Origin of the sequence: Actinomadura sp. 7K534 (assembly GCF_004348575.1) — a bacterium.
GTDB classification, from domain to species: Bacteria; Actinomycetota; Actinomycetes; order Streptosporangiales; family Streptosporangiaceae; genus Spirillospora; species Spirillospora livida.
In genome coordinates, this window is record NZ_SMKB01000092.1 from 1 (window position 1) to 26,722 (window position 26,722).

General features: G+C 72.2%; 23 protein-coding genes. 13 read left to right on the plus strand and 10 right to left on the minus strand.

The genetic code is table 11. The features are described from left to right. Nucleotides 1–17: 17 nt before the first annotated feature. The gene (locus tag E1266_RS19180) at nucleotides 18–1,124 is read right to left on the minus strand and encodes a citrate synthase 2 (RefSeq protein WP_132048836.1); all 1,107 of its coding nucleotides are present in this window, start codon (nucleotides 1,122–1,124) and stop codon (nucleotides 18–20) included. Between the two features lie 183 nt (nucleotides 1,125–1,307). Between E1266_RS19180 and pdxH the strand changes: the two genes are divergently transcribed. After that, on the plus strand, nucleotides 1,308–1,988 hold the full coding sequence (pdxH, locus tag E1266_RS19185; protein ID WP_243718589.1) for a pyridoxamine 5'-phosphate oxidase: 681 nt from the start codon (nucleotides 1,308–1,310) through the stop codon (nucleotides 1,986–1,988). A 131-nt stretch (nucleotides 1,989–2,119) separates the two neighbouring features. Beyond that, on the plus strand, nucleotides 2,120–3,355 hold the full coding sequence (locus E1266_RS19190; protein ID WP_243718590.1) for an MFS transporter: 1,236 nt from the start codon (nucleotides 2,120–2,122) through the stop codon (nucleotides 3,353–3,355). Here the strand turns inward: E1266_RS19190 and E1266_RS19195 are convergent. Beyond that, nucleotides 3,345–4,073, minus strand: coding sequence for a UdgX family uracil-DNA binding protein (locus tag E1266_RS19195; protein ID WP_132048842.1), 729 nt, complete (start codon nucleotides 4,071–4,073; stop codon nucleotides 3,345–3,347). The two genes, E1266_RS19190 and E1266_RS19195, sit on opposite strands and share 11 nt — an antisense overlap. Nucleotides 4,074–4,172: 99 nt before the next feature. On the opposite strand from E1266_RS19195, the gene E1266_RS19200 reads away from it, so the two are divergent. Further along, nucleotides 4,173–4,874, plus strand: a complete 702-nt coding sequence (locus E1266_RS19200; RefSeq protein WP_132048844.1) for a metal-dependent transcriptional regulator — start codon at nucleotides 4,173–4,175, stop codon at nucleotides 4,872–4,874. 213 nt (nucleotides 4,875–5,087) lie between these two features. Next, nucleotides 5,088–7,430, plus strand: coding sequence for a SpoIIE family protein phosphatase (locus tag E1266_RS19205; RefSeq protein ID WP_132048846.1), 2,343 nt, complete (start codon nucleotides 5,088–5,090; stop codon nucleotides 7,428–7,430). Between the two features lie 49 nt (nucleotides 7,431–7,479). Here the strand turns inward: E1266_RS19205 and E1266_RS19210 are convergent, their stop codons facing one another. Next, nucleotides 7,480–8,316, minus strand: a complete 837-nt coding sequence (locus E1266_RS19210) for a methyltransferase domain-containing protein (RefSeq protein ID WP_132048848.1) — start codon at nucleotides 8,314–8,316, stop codon at nucleotides 7,480–7,482. A gap of 229 nt (nucleotides 8,317–8,545) precedes the next feature. After that, entirely contained in the window at nucleotides 8,546–8,719 is a 174-nt protein-coding gene (locus E1266_RS38070; RefSeq protein ID WP_165966135.1) for a hypothetical protein, read from the minus strand. Between the two features lie 94 nt (nucleotides 8,720–8,813). On the opposite strand from E1266_RS38070, the gene E1266_RS19215 reads away from it, so the two are divergent. The 4 genes from E1266_RS19215 to E1266_RS19230 all read left to right on the plus strand — a co-directional run bounded on the left by E1266_RS19215 (nucleotide 8,814) and on the right by E1266_RS19230 (nucleotide 13,536). Then, entirely contained in the window at nucleotides 8,814–9,215 is a 402-nt protein-coding gene (locus tag E1266_RS19215) for a hypothetical protein (protein WP_243718592.1), read from the plus strand. Nucleotides 9,216–9,324: 109 nt separating this feature from the next. Beyond that, a complete protein-coding gene (locus tag E1266_RS19220; protein ID WP_132048850.1) occupies nucleotides 9,325–11,361 on the plus strand; it encodes an MFS transporter in 2,037 nt (678 codons plus the stop codon). A gap of 124 nt (nucleotides 11,362–11,485) precedes the next feature. Further along, nucleotides 11,486–12,631 (plus strand): acetyl-CoA C-acetyltransferase, encoded by a 1,146-nt coding sequence (locus E1266_RS19225; RefSeq protein ID WP_132048852.1) that lies wholly within the window; start codon nucleotides 11,486–11,488, stop codon nucleotides 12,629–12,631. Nucleotides 12,632–12,756: 125 nt separating this feature from the next. Beyond that, entirely contained in the window at nucleotides 12,757–13,536 is a 780-nt protein-coding gene (locus E1266_RS19230; protein WP_132048854.1) for an enoyl-CoA hydratase-related protein, read from the plus strand. A 19-nt stretch (nucleotides 13,537–13,555) separates the two neighbouring features. Here the strand turns inward: E1266_RS19230 and E1266_RS19235 are convergent, their stop codons facing one another. Further along, nucleotides 13,556–14,680, minus strand: a complete 1,125-nt coding sequence (locus E1266_RS19235) for an RDD family protein (RefSeq protein WP_132048856.1) — start codon at nucleotides 14,678–14,680, stop codon at nucleotides 13,556–13,558. 90 nt (nucleotides 14,681–14,770) lie between these two features. On the opposite strand from E1266_RS19235, the gene E1266_RS19240 reads away from it, so the two are divergent. Next, the gene (locus E1266_RS19240; protein WP_132048858.1) at nucleotides 14,771–15,766 is read left to right on the plus strand and encodes a stage II sporulation protein M; all 996 of its coding nucleotides are present in this window, start codon (nucleotides 14,771–14,773) and stop codon (nucleotides 15,764–15,766) included. Between the two features lie 23 nt (nucleotides 15,767–15,789). On the opposite strand, the gene E1266_RS19245 is transcribed toward E1266_RS19240, so the two are convergent. The 5 genes from E1266_RS19245 to E1266_RS19265 are packed head-to-tail and all read right to left on the minus strand — an operon-like array spanning nucleotide 15,790 to nucleotide 21,152. Further along, on the minus strand, nucleotides 15,790–17,082 hold the full coding sequence (locus tag E1266_RS19245; RefSeq protein WP_132048860.1) for a DUF58 domain-containing protein: 1,293 nt from the start codon (nucleotides 17,080–17,082) through the stop codon (nucleotides 15,790–15,792). Further along, complete coding sequence (locus tag E1266_RS19250; RefSeq protein WP_243718598.1) at nucleotides 17,082–18,074, minus strand: MoxR family ATPase; 993 nt, start codon at nucleotides 18,072–18,074, stop codon at nucleotides 17,082–17,084. The genes E1266_RS19245 and E1266_RS19250 overlap by 1 nt, the downstream gene beginning before the upstream one ends. A 50-nt stretch (nucleotides 18,075–18,124) precedes the next feature. Further along, on the minus strand, nucleotides 18,125–19,372 hold the full coding sequence (locus tag E1266_RS19255; protein WP_132048864.1) for a DUF4350 domain-containing protein: 1,248 nt from the start codon (nucleotides 19,370–19,372) through the stop codon (nucleotides 18,125–18,127). Further along, nucleotides 19,366–20,073 carry a DUF4129 domain-containing protein gene (locus E1266_RS19260; protein WP_243718594.1) on the minus strand — a complete coding sequence of 236 codons (708 nt, stop codon included), beginning with the start codon at nucleotides 20,071–20,073 and terminating at the stop codon, nucleotides 19,366–19,368. Before E1266_RS19260 ends, E1266_RS19255 begins: the two co-directional genes overlap by 7 nt. Then, entirely contained in the window at nucleotides 20,070–21,152 is a 1,083-nt protein-coding gene (locus tag E1266_RS19265; RefSeq protein WP_132048866.1) for a glycerophosphoryl diester phosphodiesterase membrane domain-containing protein, read from the minus strand. Before E1266_RS19265 ends, E1266_RS19260 begins: the two co-directional genes overlap by 4 nt. 480 nt (nucleotides 21,153–21,632) lie before the next feature. Here E1266_RS19265 and mtrA point away from each other — a divergent pair, with 480 nt between their 5' ends. From mtrA to E1266_RS19285, 4 genes are all read left to right on the plus strand, one after another. Next, the gene (gene mtrA, locus E1266_RS19270; RefSeq protein ID WP_131954228.1) at nucleotides 21,633–22,310 is read left to right on the plus strand and encodes an MtrAB system response regulator MtrA; all 678 of its coding nucleotides are present in this window, start codon (nucleotides 21,633–21,635) and stop codon (nucleotides 22,308–22,310) included. Between the two features lie 229 nt (nucleotides 22,311–22,539). After that, nucleotides 22,540–24,165, plus strand: a complete 1,626-nt coding sequence (gene mtrB, locus E1266_RS19275) for an MtrAB system histidine kinase MtrB (RefSeq protein WP_132048876.1) — start codon at nucleotides 22,540–22,542, stop codon at nucleotides 24,163–24,165. Continuing rightward, a complete protein-coding gene (locus E1266_RS19280; protein ID WP_132048868.1) occupies nucleotides 24,162–25,943 on the plus strand; it encodes an LpqB family beta-propeller domain-containing protein in 1,782 nt (593 codons plus the stop codon). Before mtrB ends, E1266_RS19280 begins: the two co-directional genes overlap by 4 nt. Nucleotides 25,944–26,019: 76 nt before the next feature. Then, a partial coding sequence (locus E1266_RS19285) for a phosphoribosyltransferase family protein (RefSeq protein ID WP_132048870.1) occupies nucleotides 26,020–26,722 on the plus strand: 703 nt, incomplete at its 3' end.

Genomic DNA, 26,722 nt, shown 5'->3' on the forward strand with positions numbered 1-26,722 from the left:
GAGTGGGGGAGGAGGGGTCAGCCCGCGGGCTTGAGGGTCGCCGCTCCGGCCACGTCGTCGATGGAGCGGCTGCCGGGGCCGGTGTACTTGGCGCTCGGGCGGACCAGCCGTCCGGTGCGCTTCTGCTCCAGGATGTGCGCGGCCCATCCGGCGGTGCGGCCGCAGGTGAACATCGCGGGCATCATCGCGGTCGGGACCTCGGCGAAGTCGAGGATGACCGCGGCCCAGAACTCCACGTTCGTCTCGATCGGGCGGTCCGGGCGGCGCTCGCGGAGTTCGGCGAGGGCGGCGTCCTCCAGGGCCTTGGCGGCCTCGAAGCGGGGGGCGCCGAGCTCCTTGGCGGTGCGGCGCAGCACGCGGGCGCGCGGGTCCTCGGCGCGGTAGACGCGGTGGCCGAAGCCCATCAGCCGGTCACCGGAGTCGAGGATGCCCGAGACGACCTTCCGGGCGTCGCCGAGCTGCTCGACCTTCTCGATCATCGGCAGGACGCGGGCGGGCGCTCCGCCGTGCAGCGGGCCCGACATGGCGCCGATCGCGCCCGACACCGCGGCCGCGACGTCCGCCCCGGTGGAGGCGATCACCCGCGCGGTGAAGGTGGAGGCGTTCATGCCGTGCTCGGCGGCCGAGACCCAGTACGCGTCGATGGCCCGGACGTGCTTGGGGTCGGGCTCACCGCGCCAGCGGACCATGAACCGCTCGGTGATCGTCGCCGCGGCGTCGATCTTGTCCTGCGGCACCATCGGTACGCCGATGCCGCGCGCGGACTGGGCGACGAACGACAGCGCCGTCACCGACACCCGGGCGAGGTCGGCGCGGGCCTCCTCGTCGGAGATGTCGAGCAGCGGGCGCATACCGTACGCGGGAGCGAGGGTGGGGAGGGCGCTCTGCACGTCCACCCGCACGTCGCCGGAGGTGACCGGGAGGACGTGCGGGTCCGCCGGGGCGAGACCCGGGTCGAACGAGTCGTCCACGAGGAGGCCCCAGGCGTCACCGAAGGAGACGCGGCCGACGAGTTCCTCGATGTCGACGCCCCGGTAGCGGAGGGCGCCGCCCTCCTTGTCCGGTTCGGCGATCTCGGTCTCGAAGGCCACGACCCCCTCGAGACCAGGTTTGAAGTCGGACATGTCGTCCTGCCTTTCGTCCCCAAGAGTGATAAGGCGGTGCCGTGCCATTGAACCCTGTCCGCCTTACTTGCCAGTACCCAGGGGTCAGGTGAGTTGCACAAGTCCCAGGTGAGAGGCTCTGACGCTGTGGATTTCCCAACGCCCGATCCCGCACGGCTCCGAAGATCCTATGAAGGGGGCGAATTGGCGGAGCCCTCGCTCCCCGCCGATCCGCTCGCGCTGTTCGCCGCGTGGTTCGCCGACGTCCACACCTTCGGGCTCCCCGAACCGAACGCGATGGTGCTCGCCACTGCGTCCGGCGACGGCGTGCCGAGCGCCCGGATGGTCCTGCTCAAGGGGTACGGGCCCCAGGGCTTCCGCTTCTTCACGAACCTGACGTCCGACAAGGGGCGCGACCTGGCGGAGAACCCGCGCGCGGCGCTGGTCTTCCCCTGGCACGCGATGCACCGGCAGGTCCGGGTCGCCGGTCCGGTGGCCGAGCTGGCGCGGGACGAGGTCGCCGCCTACTTCCGGACGCGCCCGTACGGGTCGCGGATCGGCGCGTGGGCCAGCGAGCACCAGTCCGGCGTCATCCCCGGGCGGGACGGGCTGGAGCGACGCTACGCCGAGCTGGCCGGACGCTGGCCCGACGAGGAGGGGGCCGACGACGTCCCGCTGCCGGACTTCTGGGGCGGCTACCGGGTCGTCCCGGAGTCGATCGAGTTCTGGCAAGGGCGGCGGGATCGGCTCCACGATCGGATCCGATACCTGAGAGCGGTTCCGGGGGGTGCGGGGGGTCGTCCTCCCTCGGAAGACACTGCGGGTGCGGAAGGGATAGCCCCAGGCGAAGCCGGTGATTGGACGGTGGAGAGACTGTCTCCGTGACATCGGAACAGCAGTCAACCCCCACCGATGGTCCTGACGGTCCTGGGGCGGATTCCGAGACGGAAGCGGAGGAACCCCTGAAGCCCGGCGAGTCGCCCGGAAAGCCGCGGGGGCGGCGGCGCCTGCGCCGGATGGCGATCGACACCCGGCCGCTGGCCACGCCCGCCTTCCGCCGGCTGTGGCTGGGCCAGGGCGTCTCGTTCGTCGGTTTCCAGATCACGGCGGTGGCCGTCCCGGTCCAGGTGTACGACATGACCAGGTCGTCGTTGTGGGTCGGCGTGCTCGGCTTCGTCAACCTCGTCCCGCTGATCGTGTTCGGGCTGTGGGGCGGGGCGGTCGCCGACCACATGGACCGGCGCAAGCTGCTGTTCATCTCGTCCTGCGTGATGTGGGTGGCGACGCTGCTGCTGCTCGCCCAGGCCCTGCTCGGCATCGGCAGCCTCACGCTGATCATGGCGGTGGTCGCGGTCCAGGCCATCGGGTTCGCGGTGGCGTCGCCGACCCGCAGCGCGATCATCCCCCGGCTGATCGACCGGCCCCTCGTCCCGGCGGCGAACACCCTCGCGTTCACCGCCAGCCAGTTCGGGATGCTCGCCGGGCCGCTGTTCGCCGGGCTGATGCTGGCCCGCTGGAACTACGCGGCCGCGTACGCGCTGGACGCCGTGCTGTTCAGCCTCGCCCTCTACGCGGCGCTGCGGCTGCCCTCGATCCCCCCGCTCGGCGACGTCACCGGCTCGCCGGGCCTGCGGTCGGTGATCGACGGGCTCCGCTACCTGGCCACGCAGCCGGTGCTGCTGATGTCGTTCGTCGTGGACATCATCGCGATGGCGATCGCGATGCCGCGCGCGCTGTTCCCCGAGGTGGCCGACACCCGGTTCGGCGGTGAGGGCGCGGTCGGGTGGCTGTTCGCGTCGATCGCGATCGGCGCGTTCCTCGGCGGGCTGATGTCCGGCTGGATCGGGCGGGTGCACCGGCAGGGCGTCGCGCTCGTCGCGTCGATCGTGGTCTGGGGGCTCGCGGTCGCCGCCGCCGGGCTGTCCGGGCGGCTGTGGCTGGTCGTGGTGCTGCTGGCGGTCGGCGGGGCGGCGGACCTGGTGTCGGCCGTCTTCCGCCAGTCGATGCTGCAGATGTACGCGCCGGACGAGATGCGCGGGCGGCTGCAGGGCGTGTTCACGGTCGTGGTCGCGGGCGGGCCGCGGCTCGGGGACGTCCGCGCCGGTGCGACCGCGAGCGTCGCGGGCGCGACGGCGTCCTGGGTCGGCGGCGGCATCGCCTGCGCGGTGCTGGTCGTCATCGCGGCCCTCGTGGTCCCCGCCCTGCTCCGCTACGACACCCGCACCGCGCAACCCGCCCCGCTCAACCCGTGACCCGGGTGGTGGGCTGGGCGAGGGCTGAGGCGGCCACTTTCAGGTCGTCGACCAGGCCCTCGTACATCGCCTCGCGGTCCTCAGCGCGCAGCACGGCCGACGGGTGGATCGTCGCGACGATCCGGGCACCGGCCCCCTCGGGCGATGCGTCCGCGATCTCCCGCCCGGCCGCGGGGGTGCCGATGCGCTCCAGGGCGGGGAGGGGGAGGAGGCGCCCGCGCTGCTTGGTCACGCGGAACGACGAGCCGAACAGCGCCTTGCCCGCCGTCGCGCCGAGCACCACCACGACGTCCGGGTCGAGGAGCCGCAGCTCCGCCAGCAGCCAGGGGCGGCACGCGCGCATCTCGGCCGCGTTCGGGGGCTCGTGGATGCGGCGCTTGCCGCCCTCCTGCCGTTTGAACTTGAAGTGCTTGACGGCGTTGGTGACGTAGACGTCGCCGCGCTCGATCCCCGCCTCCTCCAGCGCCCGGTCGAGGACGCGTCCGGCGGGGCCGACGAACGGGACGCCCCTGCGGTCCTCCTGGTCGCCGGGCTGCTCGCCCACGAACATGACCCGGCCGCCGGGGGAGCCGTCGCCGAAGACGGTCTGCGTGGCGTCCTCGTACAGATGGCAGCCGCGGCAGCCCGCCGCGGCCTCGCGCAGCGCGTCCAGATCCGACCGCGCCTCGGGGGTCTCGGGCAGGAACGGTTCCGCGTCCGGGGAAGGTTTCGCGTTCATCTTGCGTTGGCCCCTACCCGGCTCGGCGAGGATATTCGCGGGGCCAGGCGGCGTTGCCGCAGAGCAAGTAGACTCGGGCCCATAAGACTGGAGGGAGCTGTGACCTCACACGGCCTGATCGATACCACGGAGATGTACCTCCGGACGGTTTTCGAGCTCGAAGAGGAGGGGATCATCCCTCTTCGGGCCCGCATCGCCGAGCGGCTCTCCCAGAGCGGCCCGACGGTGAGCCAGACGGTCGCGCGGATGGAGCGCGACGGGCTGCTGCGGGTCCAGGGCGATCGGCACCTCGAGCTGACCGAGAGCGGCCGCGGCCTGGCCACGCGCGTCATGCGGAAGCACCGGCTCGCCGAGTGCCTGCTGGTCAACGTGATCGGCCTGCCCTGGGAGGACGTCCACATCGAGGCGTGCCGCTGGGAGCACGTCATGTCGGAGGACGTCGAACGCCGCCTCGTCGCGCTGCTGGACAACCCGACCACCTGCCCGCACGGCAACCCCATCCCCGGCCTCGCGGAGCTGGGCGCGCCCGGCGGCGCCGCCGACACCCCGCCGCTCTCGGTGATGACCGCGGTGGCCAGCCCCGCCGGCGCGGACGCCGTCATCCGGCGGATCAGCGAGCAGGTGCAGAGTGACAGCGACCTGATGCTTAAACTCAAGCAGATAGGGATACAACCGGGACGAGAGGTGACTCTTCGGGCTACCGATGACGGGGTGCGGGTGATCAGTGACGACGAGTCCGACGGTCCCGCGACGGAACTGCCGCGCGACATCGCCGAGCACGTCTTCGTCAGCAGGCGCTGAAGCGGCCGGCGTGCGGGTCGGCGGCGTACCGGGCTCCGTTCCGGCGGTCTATACCGAAGATCTCCGTGACATGGGGCTTTCCGGGCGTATCCCGGTGGCCGGTTCGTCGTTCAATACGACGGAGGGACTACGGACGCCGTCCGCGGCGCGACACCCGGTGATCACCGGGGTGGCGGTCCGGACGGGGTCGGCGACTGGTATCGGGATGGGGAGATGAGCCACTGGGGGGAAGCGCCTGACGAGGCGCGTCTGCCGCCCGAGACCGTCCTGAACCAGATGGAGATGGCGGTCATCGTCTGCGACCGCTTCAGCAACGTCATCTACGGCAACCACTTCGCCCGCCAGCTGTTCGGGTTCGGCGGCGACGAGATCATCGGCCACTCCGTCCTGTCGCTGGGCATCGCCGAGGAGGACCACGAGCAGGCCACCGAGCTGGCCAAGCACGTCCTCAAGGGCGGCGTGTGGGAGGGCACGTTCTGCAACATGCGCGCGGACGGCACGACCGTCTACACCCGCGCGCACGCCGTGCCGCTGCGCCACCCGTCCGGCGCCGTCGACGGGGTCGTGATCTTCGCGCGGGAGGCGCTGCGCTCCAACCAGCGCGAGCAGGACCGCTACGGCCTGATGGAGCGCATCGGCGAGCGGCTCGCCGGGTCGCTGGAGCTGGAGAGCACGCTGCGGAAGGTCGCCGACACGCTCGTCCCGCAGTTCGCCGACCACTGCTTCATCGACCTGTACAGCGGCGACCGGCTGTACCGGCGGGTGTCGCGGCACGCGGGCGGCTGGGAGCCGCCGCCCGGCACCTGGGCCGAGGTCGGCGAGCCGGTCTCCTACCCGCGCGGCCACGTCAGCGAGAAGGCGATGCGGCGCCGCGACGCCGTCCTCGTCGAGGACATGATCCAGCACCGGTTCGCGGCGCCGAGCGAGTCGTCGCAGCGGCTCGGGTCCGAGATGGGCATCACGTCCGCCATCTCGGCGCCGCTGCTGGTCCGCGGCGAGCTGCTCGGCGTGATGAGCCTGGCGCTGTCGAACCTGTCCAAGCGGCCCGACCCGCACTACGACGGCTTCGACCGCGACCTGATCGGCGCGATCGCCAGCCGCGTCGCGCTCGCCGTCGACAACGCGCTGCTGTTCGAGGAGGAGCGCGACACCGCGCTCGCGTTCCAGAAGCACCTGCTGCCCGGTGACCGGCCGCCCCGGCTGGACGGCCTGCAGATCGCCTGGCGGTACGAGCCGGCCCGGCCGCTGGAGTCGCACGGGCACGGCATCCAGACGCAGGTCGGCGGCGACTGGTACGACGTCATCCCGCTGTCGGCGGGCCGCGTCGGGCTCGTCATCGGCGACGTCGAGGGCCGCGGCGCCCGCGCCGCGGCGGTGATGGGGCAGCTCCGTGCCGCGCTGCGCGCGTTCGCCCAGGACGACAAGCCGCCCGCCGACATACTGCGCAAGCTCGACGAGTGGGTCCGCACGATGACCCGCCCGGAGCGGATGCGCTCCGGCTGGAACAGCGACGACCTCGTCCGGCCGCCCCTGGTGTCCTGCACCTACTTCGTGTACGACGCGTGGTCGCGGCTGCTGGAGTTCGCCAACGCCGGCCACGACCCGCCGCTGCTGATCGTCGACGGGGAGGTCGGCGAGCTGGCGTTCGAGAGCGAGGGCGGCATGCTCGGCCTGCGCGCCCCCGGCATGGGCGGCGAAATCCTCTTCAACGAGGAGCGGAGCGAGCTGAAGCCCGGCTCCACCCTCGTCCTGTACACCGACGGCCTCATCGACCGGAGGCCGAAGGAGGACGGCGAGTACTACACCCGCGAGGAGTCGCGGGAGATGGTGCGCGCCGCCGTCGCCGAGGTCGCCCGCGGCGGCGTCGAGGCGATCGCCAAGGCCGCCTACGAGGCGGTGCCCGGCGACACCGACGACGACGTGGCGATCGTCGTGATCCGCACCGCCGCCGAGGAACTCGCCGTCGCGGAGCGCACCTTCACCGCCGAGCCGATCATGGTGTCGGAGGCGCGCCGCACGGCCGCGGACGCCTTCGCGTCCTGGGGGATGGCGGAGGAGCAGGCCGAGCTCGCGTGCCTGCTGGTGTCCGAGGTCGTCACGAACGTCGTCCTGCACGCGACCGCCACGCCCGCGCCGCGCCGCGAGCCCGCCGTCCCGGTGACGGCCGGGCCTCCCGGCCGCGGCGGCGAGCCGCTCGGCGCCCCGCCGCCCGTCCAGTTCAACACCGAGTTCACCACCGAGTACGAGGCGGGCTCCCTCGGCGGGGACGCGTTCGACGCCGGCGCGTTCGCCGAGGACGACTGGAACCTCGGCGCCGAACTCGGCCGCCGCGAGTCGCCGACCAAGGATTTCCGGCTCCGCCTCCGGCGCGGCGCGGACGCCATCTGGGTCGAGGTCTTCGACTCCGACATGCGGCTGCCGCGCATTCGCAGCGCGGGCGAGACCGACGAGGGCGGGCGCGGCCTGTACCTGGTCGACCAGCTCGCCAGCCGGTGGGGTGCCCGCCCGACGGCGGACGGCAAGGCCGTCTGGTTCGAGCTGCCGCTGACGCCCTGACCGGGCGCGCCGGGTCCCCTGCCAGGTCAGCGCGCTGACGTGCGCGTGCTCAGGGGATGGGTTCGGCGGCGACGTGCGCCCACGACTGGGTGAACCAGAGTTCACCGCCGATGATGCGGGGCTTGGCCCCGGTGCGCGGGCCGCCGTCCACCTCGTCGATCAGTGCCCGGCGGACGCGGTCGGCGGTCGCGTCGTCGCACGACCCGGCGAGCCAGGGCTCGACGGGGCGCTCCACGGTGAACACGTCCAGGCGGCGGATGCTGCCGCCCGCCGAGGTGATCATCTCGGTGAGCCGGGCGATGGAGGGGGTGCCCGGGTGGTCGGGGTCGCGCAGCCGCTCGATGCGGTCGCGGTCGGGTCCGGTGAGGTTGCCGCGCACCAGGTCGGCGATGACGACCCGGCCGCCGGGGCGGCAGACCCGCAGCAGCTCGCGCAGCACGTGCTCGGGGTCGCCCAGGTTGTAGAGGGAGAACCTGGCCGTCACCAGGGAGAACGTGTTGTCCCGGTACGGCAGGGCGCTGGCGTCGGCCTTGACGAGGGTGCGGTCCGGTCCCAGCGGGTGCGGCCTGCGCTCCTCGCGCGTCGCGGCCGCGGGGGGCGTGTCGCCGTCGGCGATGCGGACCGGTCCCGTCCCGAACTCCACGGTGGACATCCGCCCGTTCGTGCCGGACGCGCTGTTCCCGCCGGGCGCGTGCGCGGGCATGGCGTCCACGGCGGTCAGGTGGCGCACCTGCCGGCCGAGCGCGGCGGGCATGGGGCCGCGGCCGCGCGCCACGTCCAGGCAGACGTCGTCGCGGCCGGGTTCGACGAACTCCAGGAGCCGCCTCAGATGCGGGGCGATCGCGCCGCCGGTCTCGCGGGTCGCGGGCGCCGGATGCGTGTTCACGGGGACTCCCTCGATCGGGCCGGCTTCGCCGGACGGGGTACCGCTCGCGTCCGCCGCGCGGGGCGGCGGCGGCCGGACGGGTCCGGGCACCGCGGGGCCGCCTCGGCGGGGGCGTCGAACGGGCGTGAAGCCGGTTTCGCCAGTTATGACTCTCCGTCGAGGCGGTAAGTTCGGAACCCGCCGGACACAATCGCGTCCCGTTCTCCGCCGCCGGGGCCGGGACGGCCCGTCAGCCGTTGAGGTGCTGCCCGTACATCGCCAGCACGACCAGCACGAACACGGTGATCACCGCGATCCGGGTCGGCATGGGCAGCCGGAGGCGCACCGCGGCCCAGCGCACGCAGAACGCGGCGAGCAGTGACACGACGACGAGGCCGAGGATGCCTTCCATGGTCACCTTCATCAGTCGGGGGTGTGCCGCCTGAGGAAACGATAGACGTGTAAGGAGTGGGTTACCCGCCGGTTCGGTGCCGGACGGGCCCCGATAATCTCCTTTTGTGGCAGATGCGAAGCGAACAAACGGCCGGGACCGGCTCGACGACATGATGACCGGCTTGGCGCGCGGGCGGGTCGCCCTCGGCGTCGCGGCGATCGCCGCGCCCAAGCTGACCGTGAAGGCCCTGGGCATCGGCAGCGGCACCGACCCGGGCCGCGACTACATCGTCCGCGCCTTCGGCGCGCGGGAGCTCGCGCTCGGCGCCGGCTACCTGCTCAGCAGGGACGAGTCCGGGCGCAAGCTCTGGGCGAGGCTCGGCCTCGCGGTCGACTCCCTCGACCTCGTGGCCGGGCTGAAGACCCGCCCGGGCCTGCCGCTGTGGGTCACGGCCGCGACGGTCGGGGTCGCCGGCAGCGCCGCGGCCCTCGGCGCGGCGAAGGTCGCCGGCGACCTCACCGGCTGACGCGCACCCCGGCACCGGGCGGTTCGGGCCGCCGCCCGGGTGAACCCGCGCAGGTCGTGGGTAGGCCTTCCCCCGTCGACGGGCGGACGGCTTCATCGGGGGAGGCCGCATGGCGGCGGATACGGCTACCGGCGTCGAGCAGGGCATGCCGAAGGGCAGGGACCTGTACGTCGTCCTCGGCGCGCTCATGCTCGCCATGCTGCTCGCCGCACTGGACCAGACGATCGTGTCCACGGCGCTGCCGACGATCGTCAGCGATCTCGGCGGGTTCAGCCACCTGACCTGGGTCGTGACGGCGTACCTGCTCGCCGCGACGGCCTCGACGCCGCTGTGGGGCAAGCTCGGCGACCAGTACGGGCGCAAGCGGCTGTTCCAGACGTCGATCGTCGTGTTCCTGGCCGGGTCGGCGCTGTGCGGTCTCTCACGGGACATGGCGGAGCTGATCACGTTCCGCGCCGTGCAGGGCCTCGGCGGGGGCGGGCTGATGGTGCTCGTCGTCGCGATCGTGGGGGACGTGGTGCCGCCGCGCGAGCGCGGGCGCTACCAGGGGCTTTTCGGCGCCGTCTTCGGCGTGTCCAGTGTGTGCGGGCCGCTGCTCGGCGGCTGGTTCGTCGACAGCCTGTCGTGGCGCTGGGTCTTCTACGTCAACCTCCCCATCGGCGTCCTCGCGCTCATGGTCACCTCGGCGGTGCTGCCGGCGACCGGCGGGCGGGAGCGGCAGCGCATCGACTACCTCGGGGCACTGCTGATCATCGGCTGGGCCGTCGGCCTGGTCCTGGTGGCGACCTGGGGCGGGACGCAGTACGCGTGGTCGTCCGGACCGATCATCGGGCTCGCGGTGGCCTCCGCGGTCCTGCTGGTGGCCTGGGTGCTGGTGGAGCGGCGCGCCGCCGAGCCGATCATGCCGCCGCGGCTGTTCGCCGACCGGGTGTTCTCGCTCGCCTCGGCCATCAGCTTCGCGGTCGGCTTCGCGATGTTCGGCGCGCTGACGTTCCTGCCGATCCTCCTGCAGGTCGTGCACGGCGTGTCGCCCACGCTGTCCGGCGTGCACCTGCTTCCGATGATGGTCGGCATGCTGGTCAGCTCGATCGGCTCGGGGCAGCTGATCACCCGGTTCGGCCACTACAAGATCTTCCCGGTGGTCGGCACCCCGATCATCGCGCTGGCGCTCTACCTGTGCTCGCGGCTGGACGAGAACGCCTCCACGCTCTCGATGAGCCTGCGGTTCGCGCTGCTCGGCTTCGGGATCGGCATGGTCATGCAGGTGCTGGTCATCGCCGTCCAGAACGCCGTGTCCTACCGCGACCTCGGTGCGGCCACGTCCGGTGTCACGTTCTTCCGGCAGATCGGTGGGGCCTTCGGCGTCGCGGTGTTCGGCTCGGTCTTCAGCAGCCGGCTCGCCGTGCACTTCGAGGAACTGGTGCGGATACTGCCTCCCGGGTTCGATCCGTCGGCCGTCCAGCGCAATCCCCGGCTGCTCGACCGGTACCCCCCAGAGGTGCAGCGCGGCGTCCTGAACGCATACTCACAGGCGATCGACTCGGTGTTCTTCTGGGCCGTCCCTGTAGCGGTCGTGGCATTCGTCTTGACGTGGTTCCTGCGGGAAGTCCCGCTCCGGGCGACGGTGCAGGCGCACGACTACGGCGAGGGCTTCGGCGCGGCGCCGACCGTCCGTTCGTCCCGGCACGAGATGGAGCGCGCACTGAGCGAGCTCATGCGCAGGGACGTGGAGGCCCGCCGCCTCTACGAGCGGCTCGGCGCGCACGCGGGAGTCGCGCTTCCGGCGGGCAGCGTCTGGGCGCTGTGCCGCATCGCCAAGGACGGGTCGGTCCGGGGCTCAGATCTCGCGGCACGCGCCGGTGTCCCGGTCGAACACGGCCGTCCTTACGTCGACCGGCTCGTCGACGCCGGTTACGTACAGCGTCAAGGCGAAATGCTCGTCATCACCGGATCCGGCCAAGCCGTGGCCGACCGGCTCTTCGCCGCCCGAAGGCAAGGACTGGCCCGGCTCGTGGACGGCTGGGAACCGGAGGAGCATCCGGAGCTTGCGGACGTGCTGACCAGGCTGACGGAGGCGTCCGTCGGGGACGAGGCGGACGGCGCGATCCTCCGCCCCGAATCCGGGCCCGGGACTCCGCGCGCGTAGGCTCGCCCCGGAGCGGAGGGCCGAGACTCAGCTCACATGGCGTTGCGCCGCGGGCGTTGTAATCTCATACTGACTAACCGAATCTCACTCGGTTTCGGGACGGAACCCACATTTTGGAGGCGTAGTGGCCGAGGCGTACATCGTCGGCGCGGTCCGTACCCCTGTCGGTACCAAGAAGGGCGCTCTGAAGGACGTCCACCCGGCCGACCTCGGGGCCCACGTGCTCAAGGAGCTCGTCAACCGCACCGGGGTCGACCCCTCCGCGGTCGAAGACAACATCATGGGCTGCGTCATGCAGGTCGGCCCGCAGTCCCTCGACATCGCCCGCACCGCGTGGCTGTCGGCGGGCCTGCCGGAGAACGTGCCCGGCGTGACCATCGACCGGCAGTGCGGGTCGTCCCAGCAGGCGATCCACTTCGCCGCCCAGGGCGTCCTGTCCGGCACCCAGGACCTCGTCGTCGCGTCCGGCGTCGAGCAGATGGCCGTCGTGCCGATGGGCTCCTCGGTCGCGATGGCCCTGGAGAAGGGCATGCCCTTCCCCTATGGCGACGGCTGGGCCGAGCGGTACGGCCAGCAGGAGATCTCCCAGTTCCGCGGCGCGCAGCTGATGTGCGAGAAGTGGGGCTTCAAGCGCCAGGACCTCGAGGAGTTCGCCCTCGAGAGCCACCAGCGCGCCAGCAAGGCGATCGAGGCGGGCATCTTCGACCGGGAGATCGCCCCCCTCGCCGGCCTGTCCAAGGACGAGGGCGCCCGCCCCGACACCACGCTGGAGAAGATGGCCGGCCTGCAGCCCCTCCGCGAGGGCTGGGACATCACCGCCGCCGTCGCCTCGCAGATCTCCGTCGGCGCGTCCGCGCTGCTCATCGCGTCCGAGGAGGCCGTCAAGCGGCACAACCTCACGCCCCGCGCCCGCATCCACACCCTCTCGGTGTGCGGCTCGGACCCGGTCTACATGCTGACCGGCCCGATCCCGGCGACCGAGCGGGCGCTGGAGCGCAGCGGCCTGAAGATCGACGACATCGACGTCTTCGAGGTCAACGAGGCGTTCGCCCCGGTGCCGATGGCGTGGGCCAAGGACACCGGCGCGTCGCTGGAGAAGACGAACCCCAACGGCGGCGCGATCGCCCTCGGCCACCCGCTGGGCGCCACCGGCGGCGTGCTGATGACCAAGCTGCTGCACGAGCTGGAGCGCACCGGCGGCCGGTACGGCCTCCAGACCATGTGCGAGGGCGGCGGCCAGGCCAACGCCACCATCATCGAGCGGCTCTGAGTCCGGGGCGTCAGCGCCCCAGAGCCTGAGCGGCGTACGCCGTATCTCCTCGTTGGCCGCCCCTTGGAGCACCCCGCTCCAGGGGGCGGTTAACGTGCTCGGGTGGCTAGGGAAGGGGCTGGGGCATGTACGAGACGATCCTGTACGAAGGCGCGGATCGGGTCGCCCGGATCACGCTGAACCGGCCGGAGGCGCGCAACGCGCTCAGCGACCGGATGATCGACGAGCTGCTCGACGCGTTCGAGCGCGCCAAGAACGATCCCGACGTCCGGGTCATCGTGCTGACGGGGTCGGGGGACCGGGCGTTCTGCGCGGGCGCCGACCTCGGCGGGCTCGGTGAGCACGGCCTGGCCGCCCCGGAGGCGGTCCGCGCGAGCCCGCCGTTCCGCCTCTTCACGGCGTTCCCGAAGCTCGGCAAGCCCGTCATCGCCCGGCTCGCCGGGCACGCGGTGGCGGGCGGCCTGGGGCTGGCCGCCGCGTGCGACCTGGTGATCGCCGCGGACGACGTCAAGCTCGCGACCCCCGAGGTCAACGTCGGGCTCTGGCCCATGATGATCATGGCGATCATCAACCGGAACGTCGCGCCGAAGCACGCCTTCAAGCTCTACTACACCGGCTCCCGCATCACCGCCGCCGAAGGACGCGACATCGGCCTGGTCAGCGAGGTCGTGCCCCGCGCGGAACTCGACGCACGGGTGGACGAGCTGGCGGGGGTCATCGCGTCCAAGAGCCCGCTCGGCCTGCGGCGCGGCCGCGACGCCTTCTTCGCCATCGAAGGACGGCCCCTGGAGGACCAGGTGGCGCACCTGCTTGGCGAGCTGGTCGAGCTGGCCGCCACCGAGGACGCCAAGGAGGGCATCACCGCCTTCCTGGAGAACCGTCCGCCGGACTTCAAGGGCCGCTGACGCGCCCGCCGGTCGCGGTTCAGCGGCCGGGCGGGTACCCGGGGCCGGACGGCCCGCCCCCAGTCGGCGCGTACGGGCCGTTCGGGGGCTGGCCGCCTGTCGGGTAGGGCCCGGTGGGGTACGGACCGCTGGAGGGCGGCAGAGGGCCGTGCAGGGCTTCCTGGTACGGCCCGGCGCCGTAGTCGGACGGCGGCAGGAACCGCGGCTGCCCCGGACCGGGAGAGCTGAACGGCGGCGGAGCCGGCGGGCCCTGCCGCACCGGACCGGGCGGCACCGGACCGGATGGCACTGGACCGGATGGCATTGGACCGGATGGCGCGGCCCCCGCCATCGCCATCGCCGGGGCGGACACCGGAACCCACGCGGTCAGGCCGAGGCGCTGCATCCGGCGGGCGCGGCGCTGCGCCAGCCGCCACTCCTCGCGGTGCCGCCGCTCCGCGAGGACGGCCGACAGCACGATCTCGGGGCGCGCACCCGGCGGCGGGGGCGGGCTCACCACCTCGGCGACCTGCGCGGCGATGCGCTCTCCCAGCGAGTCGCGGACCTCGGGCAGCAGCTCCCAGAAGCGCGACAGGTACTGCCGGGCCGTCATCGCCAGCTCGTCCGGCAGCATCGACAGCTCCAGCGAGCGGGCCCACCCGGCGAGCTGCGGCGGCATCATCGCCACGGGCCCCGAATGCACCGCCTGGCCGCGCTCCTGGATCACGATCGTCCCGGCGAACAGGTCGCCGAGCCGCTTCCCGCGCCGGTTGCAGAACGAGGTGATCAGCGCGGGGGAGCCGTAGAACGTCCAGAACTCGATGAAGCCGGCCAGCGCCCGCACCAGGGCCTGCCGGAACCGGATCGGCCCGCCGTCGTCGGAGACGACGCGGAGCCCGACGGCCATCTTGCCCAGCGTGCGGCCCCGCGTCAGCGTCTCGAACGCGCACGGGTAGCCGACCAGGACGGCGACGACGGCGAGCAGCGTCAGCCCGATCGCCCACGCCTCGTCGGCGACGAGCGCCGTCATCGCCGTGAAGTAGACGACGATGTTGAGGATCACGAGCTGGAAGATCACGTCGAGCAGGATGGCGCAGCCCCGGCTGGCCAGGCGCGCGACCCGGATGTCGAGCGCCACGGCCTCGCCGGTGACGAGTTCGGCCATCTCCTGCTCCTCCGATTGCCGACCGCCCGGGCGATTGCCGAGGCAGGTCCATTTTGCCGGTTCGACAGGTGAAGACGTTAGTCTCCCCGGGTGGACGTTGACGCCTACGTGGCCGCGCACAACGCCGAGTGGCAGCGCCTTGAATGGCTCATCAACCGCGGCCGCAGGCTGACCGGCGCGGAAGCCGACGAGCTGGTCGAGCTCTACCAGCGGGCGGCGACGCACCTGTCGGTCGTCAGGTCGAGTTCGCCCGACCCCGAGCTCGTGGGCCGGCTGTCGTCGCTCGTGGCACGCGGCCGGGCTGCGGTGGCCGGAGCGCAGGCGCCGCTCTGGCGGGACGTCACCCGGTTCGCGAAGGTGTCGTTCCCGGTGGTTGCCTACCGGGCGCGGTGGTGGTGGCTCGGCTGCGCCGTCCTCGGCAACCTGGTGTCGCTCGCACTGGCGATCTGGATCGTGCACAGCCCCGAGGTGCAGGCGAGCCTGGGGACGCCGGACGAGATCCGCGAACTGGTGGAGCACGACTTCGCCAACTACTACACCGAGCACTCCGCGTCCTCGTTCGCGTTCCAGGTGTGGGTCAACAACGCCTGGGTGTCGGCGGTCGCGCTGATATTCGGCATCCTGCTCGGCATCCCCACCGTGTACGTGCTGCTGCTGAACCAGATCAACCTCGGCCTGATCGGCGGCCTGATGTTCGCCTACGGCAAGGGCGACGTCTTCTTCGGGCTGATCCTCCCGCACGGCCTGCTCGAACTCACCGCCGTCTACCTGGCGTGCGCCGGGGGACTGAAACTCGGCTGGACCATCATCGATCCGGGGCCGCGCCGCCGCGGGCAGGCCCTCGCCGAGGAGGGGCGCGCCGCCGTGAGCATCGCCATCGGCCTCGTCGCGGTGCTGCTGGTGTCCGGCCTCATCGAGGGGTTCGTCACCGGCTGGGTGCACGTCACCTGGCTGCGCATCGCGATCGGCGTGGTCGCTGAGGCCGCATTCCTCGCCTACGTGATCGTCTTCGGCCGGCGCGCCGTCCGCGAGGGCGAGACCGGCGACGCCGACCTGCGCCCCGACATGGCCCCGGTGGCGGGATAGGAGCCCTCGCGGGGAGCCGGGCCTTACAGACGCCCTGCGGCCTTGAGGGCGAGGTAGGCGTCGGCCAGGGCCGGGGCTATCTCGTCGGGCGGCGCGTCGACCACCTCGACGCCGTGGCCGCGCAGTTCCGCGGTGAGGCGGCGGCGGTCGGCGCGGGCGCGTTCGGCGGCGGCCGCGTCGTACACGGACGCGAGGTCGCCGCGTCCCGCCGCCATCTCCCCGACCCGCGGATCCGACACCGCGGCGATCATGACCAGGTGCCGGGCGGTGAGCTGCGGCAGCAGCGGCAGCAGGCCCTCCTCCATCGCGGCGGTGTTCAGCTCGGTGAGCAGGACGACCAGGCACCGCTGCCTGACCCGCGCCATCAGCGTCGACACCATCCCGGCCGCGTCGCACTCGATGAGCTCCGGCTCCAGCGGCGCGAAGGCGTGCACCATCGCGGGCAGCAGGTCCGTGCGGGAGGCGCCCTCGACGCGGGCGCGGACCCGCCGGTCGTAGGCCAGCACATCGACGCGGTCGCCGGCGCGGGACGCCAGGGCGCCCAGCAGCATCGCGGCGTCCATGGAGCAGTCGAGGCGGGGGATGTCCCCCACGCGGCCCGCGGACGTGCGGCCGGTGTCGAGGACCAGATAGATGCGCCGGTCGCGTTCGGGACGCCACGTCCGCACGACCACGTCGTTGCGGCGCGCGGTGGCGCGCCAGTCGATGGAGCGGACGTCGTCGCCGTCCACGTACTCGCGCAGGGAGTCGAACTCGGTTCCCTGCCCTCGGATCAGCGCCACGTGGGCGCCGGTCAGTTCGCGCAACCGCGCGAGCTTGGCGGGAAGGTGGCGACGCGACGGAAACGCCGGCAGGACGCGGACCGTCCAGGGCGCGGGCCGCGAAAGCTGCCGCGCGGCCAGCCCGAGCGGTCCGACAGAGCGGACCACGACGGTGACGGCTTTCCGGTCGCCCCGGCGGGTCGGCGTCAACGTCATGTCGACGCGGCGCCGTTCCCCGGCCGGAACGTTCACCTTGACCATGCGGGGCGTGGCGCCGGCGCTGGGCGGCCACACGTCCCGCAGGCGCGCCTTGAGACGCCGCCGTCCGAGATTCTCCACGATGAGCGAGACCGTGGCCGTCTCACCGAGACGGACGTTCTTGTCGCCCGCGCGGTGGAAGCGCAGTGCGCGCACGTTCCCGGCCAGGGCGACGTCCAGGACGACGCCCAGGAACAGCGCGCCCCACACCGCGAACAGCGTCCACCAGCTCGGCACGAACAGCGGGACGAGCGCGCCGAGGAGCGCCAGCAGGCCCAGACGCCCGGTCAGCGCCATCAGCGCGGGGCGGGGACGTGGGCGAGGATGCCCTCCAGCACGCCGTCGGCCGTCGCGCCCTCCAGCTCCGCCTCCGGACGGAGCTGGACGCGGTGCCGCAGCGTGGGCCTGGCCAGCGCCTTCACGTCGTCCGGCGTCACGTAGTCGCGGCCCGACAGCCACGCCCACGCGCGGGACGTCGCGAGCAGCGCCGTGGCACCGCGCGGGGACACGCCCAGCTGGAGCGACGGAGACTGCCGGGTGGCGCGGCACAGGTCGACGACGTAGGCGGCGACCTTGGGGTCCAGGTGGATGGCCCTGACCGCGGCCCGGCCGGCGGCCAGTTCGCTCGCGCCTGCGACGGGTTGCACCGCCGACAGGTCGCGCGGGTCGAAACCGGCCGCGTGCCGCTGGAGCATGGAGATCTCTTCGTCCCGCGTGGGAACGGGCACGGTCAGCTTGACCAGGAACCTGTCGAGCTGAGCCTCGGGCAGGGGATAGGTTCCCTCGTACTCGATCGGGTTCTGCGTCGCGCACACCACGAACGGGTCGGGCAGAGGACGCGCGGTGCCCTCCACGGAGACCTGCCGCTCCTCCATGGCCTCCAGAAGGGAAGCCTGCGTCTTCGGAGGCGTGCGGTTGATCTCGTCGGCGAGCAGGAGGTTGGTGAAGACCGGCCCCTCGCGGAACTCGAACTCCGCGGTCCTGTTGTCGTACACCAGCGAACCGGTCACGTCGCCCGGCATCAGGTCAGGGGTGAACTGGACGCGCTTGAAGTCCAGGTCGAGTGCGCGTGACAGCGTCTTGATGAGCAGCGTCTTCGCCGTGCCTGGGACGCCCTCCAGCAGGACGTGGCCGCGGCAGAGCAACGCGATGACCAGACCGGTCACCACGGAGTCCTGGCCGACGACCGTCTTGGCGACCTCACCGCGCAGCGCCGTGAGCGCCGCGCGGGCCGTCTCGCCCTGGCGGCGCGTCTCCTCGGAGATCCCGCTCGGCGGAGTATCGCTCAAGGCGCCCGCGCCGCCGGGCACGTCGTCCTTCCCGAGCTCTACTGGGTGGTTCAAGACTGGCGTACCTGCCTTTCCAGGTCGTCTAGGACGTCGCTGAGGGCGATGAGCCCCGCGTCGTCCAAGGGTTCAGGACCGTACAGGGCCGCGCCGACGTACGTCTCGTCGTAAGGAGTGCGGTGGGCGACCGCGGTCACGATCTCCTGCGCGGCGGACGGATCCTGCGCGCTGCTGCGGGGGAGCCCGAGCAGCGGGACGAGACGTTCGCGCGCGCCCGAACGCAGCGCGTCGGAGGCCCGGTCGCGGGCGTGCCCGGCGCGGTAGAGGCGGGAGCGCCCCTGGACCGTCTCGGCCGAGCGGACGACGACCGGCAGCGCCTCCGCCACGACCGGGCCCAGGCGGCGGCCCCGCCACAGCGCCACCAGCAGCACCGCGACCAGCAGCTGGAGGATGAACAGCTTGACCCCGAACGGCAGCAGGTCGCCGAGCGACTGCTGCCCGGCCGCCGTGCCCTCGGTCGGGATGTCCGGAACCAGCCAGACCACCGACGTGCCCGCCGTGGGGACAAGGCCCGTGTTGGTCGAGTCCAGCAGGTTCATGGCGAGGGCCGCGTTGCCCTCTTCGGTCAGCCGCCGGTTCGTCAGCGGGGATGCGGAGCCCAGCACGGTGACGGTCTTGGCTCCGTGCCGCACCTGGACGACCCTCGGGCCGCCGAACTCGGTCTTGTAGCACGTCGTGACGGCACCCGTGACGGAGGCCGTCACCTCGTAGGTCTCCGACTCGTGGAGGGAGACCGCTCCCGCGAGCGCGGCGGCCTGCATGGTGCAGCCGGGCTCGTCGGCCTCCTCGAAGGTCGGGCCGTCCTTGCGCACCCGCGGGGCCAGGTCGGCCAAGGCGAACGACGTGGGCCGCACGAGCACCAGATCGACCTGTGCGCTCGCCAGCCTGGTCAGGTCCTCCCGGGTGAGGCGCTCGGTGCGGGTGACGAGCATGACCGACCCCGGGGCGGACTGGCGGACGGCGTCGTCCGCGTCCCTGGCCACGTGCACCGGCGTGCCGTTCTGGCGGAGGATCTCCGCGAGCGCCCGGCTCCCGTCCTGCTTCGGCGACGTCGGGTCGAGCGCCTCCGCCGAGGTCGCCGGCCGCAGCGCCGCCAGGATCACCGCGATCACGACCATCGCGAGGAGCGCCGCGACCACGCCGCGGGCCGACCGCCAGCGGCGCCCCGCGACCTGCCGCGCCGACGGCGGCTCGGCGCCCGGCCCGGCCTGCGCGCTCTGCGGCGGCGTCTGCGTCACCATCGCGGACCCCCGTCCTCACCGGCCGGCGCGAGCGCGAGGTCGTCGTCCTCCAGCGGCTTCGGCCGCGCGGCCCGCAGCCGCTCGTCCACGTCCTTCACCCGCGCGTACCCCTCGGCGGTGCCGGGACGGTCGCCGTACCAGACGTCGTCGAAGATCAGCACCGCGGCGCGCAGGTCGCCGGCCAGTTCCGGCAGCGCCTCGCCCGCCTCGGCCGCCAGCTCGTCGGCGGTGCGCCCGGGACGCGCCGCCAGCACGGCCCGCTCCTCCAGGTCGCGGGCCATCGCGCGGAGCCGCTCCCGGATCGCCTCGGCCCACTGCCCGGCCGCCGCGTGCCGTTCCGCCGCGTCCCTGTGGTCGAGCGCGGTGGACGGCTCGTCGCCCAGCAGGGCGTCCCGCCGGGAGCGGGGGTTGCGGCGGCCCCGCATCAGCCAGAACACCAGCGCGATGGCGAGGGCCACGACGAGGACGATGACGATGATCGACACCCAGCCGCCGCCGCTGCCCTGCGTCTCGGGGCCCGGCGACCGGCTGAGCAGATCCTGCAGCCACTCGGAGAAGGACTGCCAGACGCGCTCCAGCCAGGACGGCCTGTCGCGCTGGTAGATCTGCTTGTCCAGCTCGCGGCGGGCCATCTCGCGGGCCTCTTCGCGGCCGACCGGGTCGAGCGGCAGGAAAGCGGACGCCGTTGATGCGGTGGTCACGGATGCGCTCCCGTTTCCGGACGCGCCGGCTCGGGGCCCGTCCGCCACAGTTCGATGAACCCTTCCTCCGGGCCGGCCTCCTCCTCGTCGGCCGCGGAGTGGGCCCGGGGTGTCGCCGACCTGGCGGCCGCGTACTCCTTGTTGCGCAGTTCCAGGTCGAAGCCCTCGCGGCGCATCCGCCGGTCCATGTAGAGCAGCGCGATCACACCGGCGTCGAAGGGCAGCACCACCGACCAGCTCACGATCCGCCCGAGGGTGTCCACGGCGAGCGCGGCCACCGTCGAGTCGGCGCCAGAGGAGTCACCGAAGAAGACCAGCTGCACGAACAGGAACGGGATCCGCAGCGCGAAGAAGCCCATGAACACGGTGATGAGCAGTGCCAGCAGAAGGGTCCCGCACGTCCGCCACCATCGGCCCTTGGACAACGTCACCGCGCGGCGAAGCGCGCCGCCGACGGTCTGTCTCTCCAGAACGACCGCTGGGACGGCCAGGACGAACAGGAGGTAGAGCCAGACCATCAGGCCGATGCCGACGGGGAAACCCACCACGGCCGCCGCGGCGCTGAGCCCGGGGTTCGCGTCAACGGAGAGGAGCAGGAGGAACGGCACGATCGGCAGGATCAGTGCGCCCAGGGAGATTCCCATGACGGCCGCCGCTGTGACGACCAGCCTGCCGAGTCTCGGACGGGCGTCCCGCCACGCCTGCCTGGGCGCGATGTACATGCCCACTAGCTCACGACCCAGGATCGGTGCCAGCAACCCCGACAGCAGGAGGATCCCGTAGGCCGACAAGATGAGCCCCAGAACCGTGAGGGTGAGCTGCGCTCCCAGCGACTCGAGCAGGACTTCCGGAGTGAGCTCGTCCCGGGCCTCGTCGCCTATGAAGAAGTACGCGGCGATGGAGCTGGTGACCTGGATGACCGTGCTGATCACTACCGCGAGCCCGAGTGACGTTCGCGGGCGCCGCCGGATCCCGGCGATCGCCCCGTCCAGCATCTCCGAGATGGACAGCGGGCGGAACGGGACGGCCTGCGCGTCCAGCGCGTCGGCGTCGTCGTCCCGGCCGTCCGGTCCCGGCATCTCGGCTCCTGCGATCTCTGGCGAGTCCTGCGATTCCCGCGGGGCCGCGCCCCGGCGGAGGTCTGCCCGGCGCGTCCGCCCCGCGACCCCCGTTCCGGGCCCCGCCGCGACCGCCGGTCACGTCATCCTGTCACGGGCGGGGTGCCGCGTTTGCCGTCCCCGGCCCGATGCGTGTCGGTCTGCGGTATTACCTGGAGGGCCGGGCGCCGTATCTCGCCTGTACCTCGGCCCCTTGCGCGCGTTTCGGCGGTCGCCCCTACAATCCCCTGCCGCCCCCTCGAAACCCGGGAGAGCCATGGACGACGCAAACGCGGGTAACCTGGCACGCCAAGGCATAACTCTCCCTGGCGAGGTGGGGCGGGAGCACAGCGCCTGCGAGTACCTTCCATCCGGTGTCCGGCCAGGTCCGGCGCCCGCCGTACCCGGCGACGATGCGGAGCACTCACTCCACCGAACCCCGACTTTGTGACGATGAGGGCCATGAGAGGACGTGTACTGGTCGTCGACGACGACCTCGCGCTCGCCGAGATGCTCGGCATCGTGCTGAGGGGCGAGGGCTTCGAACCCTCGTTCGTCCACGACGGCGACAAGGCGCTCGAGGCGTTCCGGGAGACCCGGCCGGACCTCGTGCTGCTCGACCTGATGCTTCCTGGCGCGGACGGCATCGACGTCTGCCGCCAGATCCGCGCCGAGTCCGGCGTGCCGATCGTCATGCTGACCGCCAAGAGCGACACCGTGGACGTCGTCCTCGGCCTGGAGTCGGGCGCCGACGACTACATCGTCAAGCCGTTCAAGCCCAAGGAACTGGTGGCGCGCGTGCGCGCCCGCCTGCGCCGCACCGACGAGCCCGCGCCCGAGACCCTGCAGATCGGCGACATCACCATCGACGTGGCCGGCCACTCGGTCAAGCGCGGCGACCGGCACATCCCGCTGACGCCGCTGGAGTTCGACCTCCTCGTGGCGCTGGCCCGCAAGCCCCGGCAGGTGTTCACCCGCGAGGTGCTGCTGGAGCAGGTGTGGGGCTACCGGCACGCCGCCGACACCCGCCTGGTGAACGTCCACGTGCAGCGGCTCCGCGCCAAGATCGAGCGTGACCCGGAGCGGCCCGAGATAGTCGTCACCGTCCGCGGCGTCGGCTACAAGGCCGGTCCCGCCTGATCGGCCGGATGCCGGATGACCTCCTCCTTTCCTTGACATCGCGTACGATGTCCTCACATATCGTGACAGAGCGTGGCCCGGTAGCTCACTTGCCGTGACGCCGTAGTACAGCACCCGCCGACACCGACCCGCCGTATCCCCGTGGCACGCCGATGACCGTTGAGCACTCCCGCGGAAACCCGCGCTTCCCAGGGCCGCGCCGCTTCCCGGACCTCCCATGAGGGCCGACATGAAGCGGGCCAAGCGGTTCGTCCGGCGTGGGCTGATCGCCGCCCAGCGCGTGCTGCGGGGAGCCGTCCGCAGCGGCTACACGCGCTGGCGCCGGTCGATCCAGGTACGTGTCGTCACGTCCACACTGTTCATTTCGGCGATCGTGGTCGCCATCCTGGGCGCGTTCCTGATGCAGCAGATCTCCTCGGCGCTCATGGACGCGAAGGTCAAGGCGGCACGCCTCCAGTTGGACGACGGCCTGGCGCAGGTCCAGCGCGACCTGGGCAACTCGCCCGGGGACGACAGCAGGCTCAACACGACGATCGACCGGCTGAAGTCCCGCAGTGGCCCGTCCGGGCTGTACGAGGTCTACATCCGCGACACCACGGAGCAGTACTTCGACGGGTACACGACCAACGAACTGCGCCAGGAGAGCGTCCCGCCGCGGCTTCGGGAGAAGCTGCAGACCGCTCCCCAGGGGACCCGTGCCTACACCTACGGCGAACTGTCCTACGTGGGTGACCGCCCGTCCGAAAGTGGCCTCATCGTCGGGGGCAGGACGGGCCAGTTCGAGCTGTACTACCTGTTCTCCCTTGAAGAGGAGCAGCGCACCCTGACCAACGTGGGGCGGTCCCTGGCCGGCGTAGGCATCGTCCTTGTGCTGCTCCTGGCCGCGATCGCCTCGCTCGTGACACGCCAGGTCGTCATACCGGTGCGATTGGCCGCGCAGGGGGCGCAACGGCTCGCCGCGGGACGGCTGGAAGAGCGCATGAGGGTCCGCGGTGAGGACGACCTGGCGCGCCTCGCCCGCTCCTTCAACGAGATGGCCGCGAACCTCCAGGAGAAGATCGGCGAGCTGGAAGACCTGTCCCAGGTGCAGCGCCAGTTCGTCTCCGACGTGTCCCACGAGCTGCGCACGCCCCTGACCACCATCAGGATCGCCGCCGACATGCTCTACGAGAACCGCGACAGCTTCGGTGACCCCTCCGTGGGGAGGTCCGCGGAGCTGCTGCAGAGCCAGCTGGAGCGGTTCGAGGCGCTTCTGGCCGACCTGCTGGAGATCAGCCGCCACGACGCGGGCGCGGCGACACTGGACGCGGAGTCCCTCGACATGCGCGACCTCGTCCTGCGCGTCGTGGGGGACATCCAGGGACTGGCCGAACGCAAGGGCAGCAAGGTCGTGCTGCAACTGCCCGGCGAGCCCTGCATGGCCGAGGTCGACCGCCGCCGTGTCGAGCGCATCCTGCGCAACCTCCTCGTCAACGCCGTCGAGCACGGGGACGGCGAGGACATCATCGTCTCCGTGGCCGCCGACCGCGACGCCGTGGCCGTCGCCGTGCGCGACCACGGGGTGGGGCTCAAGCCGGGGGAGGGCCAGATGGTCTTCGACCGCTTCTGGCGTGCCGACCCCGCCCGCGCCCGCACCACCGGAGGCACCGGCCTCGGCCTGTCGATCTCCCGCGAGGACGCACAGCTCCACGGCGGCTGGCTGCAGGCGTGGGGAGAGCCCGGTGCGGGCTCCCAGTTCCGCCTCTCGCTGCCTCGCGTGGCCGGGGCCGAGCTGAGGGGCTCGCCGCTCCCGCTCGTCCCTCCTGGGGCCGGTGACGCCCGTCCGCTGTTCGCGGAACTGGAGGCGCAGGAATGACCGGCCGGATCACGCGCCTCCTCGCGGCGGCCGCCCTCCTCCTGGGCGGCGCCGGATGCGCGAACGTCCCGAGCGGCGGGCAGGTAGTGACGGGTGAGTCGGCCGAGCGCGCCGAGCGGGTCGACGACCCCTACGTCCGGCTGATCCCGGTCAAACCGCGCCCCGAGTGGGGCCCGGCCCAGATCGTCTCCGGGTTCCTCGCCGCGTCCGCGAGCTTCGACGACAACCACAAGGTCGCCAGGCTCTACCTCGGCAAGCAGAACTCCTGGGACCCGGGCCTTCGGCCCTCTGTGACCGTCCTGGCGAGCCGCATCACCGACCCCCAGATCGTCAAGGCGACCGACGACCAGGCCACGGTCAGGATCACTGGGGAGGAAGTCGGGACCATCAGTTCCGACGGCCAGTACACCGCGTCCCCTAAGGCGCTTGACGCCACGTTCCAGCTCGCCAAGAACCAGCAGGGCGTCTGGCGCATCACGAGCCTCCCCGGCGGTGAGAAGGCGGGCCTCCTGCTCACCCAGGACGACGTCGAGCGTGCCATGCGCACCGTCAACCTGTTCTTCTACGCGCCCGACCGGCACACGCTCGTCCCCAACGGCATCTTCCTGCCGGTCGTGAACCGCCAGACCCTGCCGACTCAGCTCGTCCATGCGCTGCTGACCGGCCCGACCTCCTGGCTCAAGGGCGCCGTCCAGACCGCCTTCCCGGAGGGGACCCGCCTGAAGCGCCGCGTCCAGGTCAGCAACGAGGTCGCCACGGTCGACCTCACCAAGGAGGCGCGGACGGGCAACCTCGACCGGATGTCGGCACAGCTCAGCTGGACGATGCGCCAGCTCTCGGAGATCAAGCGCTGGCAGTTGCGGATCGACGGCGAACCCGTCACCCCCAGCGGCATGGACTCCACCCAGCCCGTGCACGCCTGGGAGGTCAACTCGCCCGACGGGCGCACCCCGCACGACGAGGCCCACCAGAACGCCTATGTCGTCGGCCCGTCCGGCTTCATCGGCACCCTGGAGGAGGACCGCGCCCAGCCCGTCGTGACCGGTCCCGCCGGAAGCCTCTCCCGGCCCGCCGTCGCCCCCGACTACCAGGAGGTCGCCGGACTGAGCGCCGATGAAGCCCAGCTCCTCGTCGCCGCCCCCGTCACCGGGACGCCCGCCACCCGCGTAGTGCTGACCGCCAAGGAGGGAGCCCGATTCACCGCACCTTCATGGAGCCGTGACGGCACCCTGTGGGTCGTGGAAAGCAAGGAGGACGAATCCTGGCTCTGGGTGCGCCGACGTGGGGAGGAGCCTGTGCGCGCGGCCCACTGGGGTCTGGGCGGACGTCAGGTTCTGGAGTTCCGTGTCGCCCGCGATGGGGTCCGCGCGGCGGTCATCGCCCATGTCGACGGCCGTCCCCAGGTGCAGATCGGCCGCATCGCCCACGCCCCTGACGGTTCGCTGGACGTCGGCTCGTTCCTGCCCGTGAGCTCGGAGTTGCAGGACGCCGTCGACATCGCCTGGCGCGACTACAACACGCTCGCCGTCCTCGGCCGCGCCAACCGCGACTCGCAGACCCTCCCGTTCCTGATGCCGATCAGCGGGAGCGCGATCACGTCCCTCGGCGTCGGTTCCCTGGGCGAGCCCCAGACGATCGCCGCCGCCCCCGGCGCCCCGATCCTCATCGGCACCCGCTCGTCCGGCAAGGACCAGGTGTGCCGCCAGCGGTCCCCCAGCAACTCCTACAGCCCGTGGATCTGCCCCACACCGGCCAAGGACCCCAGCTACCCCCGCTGACGCGACACGCCCGGGAAGTTATCCACAGGTCGCCGAAGTCGGGACGCGTGCCGGCCGGCGGCCGCATCGTCGAGGCATGAACTTCCTCGCGGATCTGCTCGACCTGATCCTCCCGGAGCACTGCGCCGGCTGCGGCGTGGCGCCCGTCCTCCTCTGCGACGCGTGCGCCCTGCCCCTCCAGGGGCCCGCGAGACCCGCCAGGACGGCCCCTGAGGGCCTCCCGCCCCCGTGGACGGTCACCACCTACGAGGGCTCGCTACGAGCGATCCTGGCCGCCTACAAGGAGCATGGCCGCACGGCCCTGGCCGCCCCGCTGGGCGAGGCCCTGGCCACGGCCGTCAAAGCCGCCCTGACTCCGAACCATCTCCCGACCGCCGCGGAGGTGCATCCAGGGCACGATCCGCCGACGCTGGTCTGGGTGCCGTCGAGGCGCATGGCCACCCGCCGCCGCGGTCACGACGCCCTGCGAGGGCTGGTGAACGTCGCCGCGCACCGCCTGCGCACGACCGGCGTGCCGGTGATCTGCGTGGACGCCCTAAGGCAACGCGGCCGCGTTGCCGACCAGGCCGCGCTGACGGCAAGGGAACGCACCGCCAACCTGGCAGGGGCACTGGACGTCACCACACCCACCCAGATCGCCGACCGCCCGGTAGTCCTGGTCGACGACGTCGTGACAACCGGCGCCTCACTAGCCGAAGCGGCCCGAGCCCTCCGCAAGGCAGGAGCCGACCTCCTAGGCACTGCCACCATCGCAGCCACCCCCCGCCACCGCCGCTACT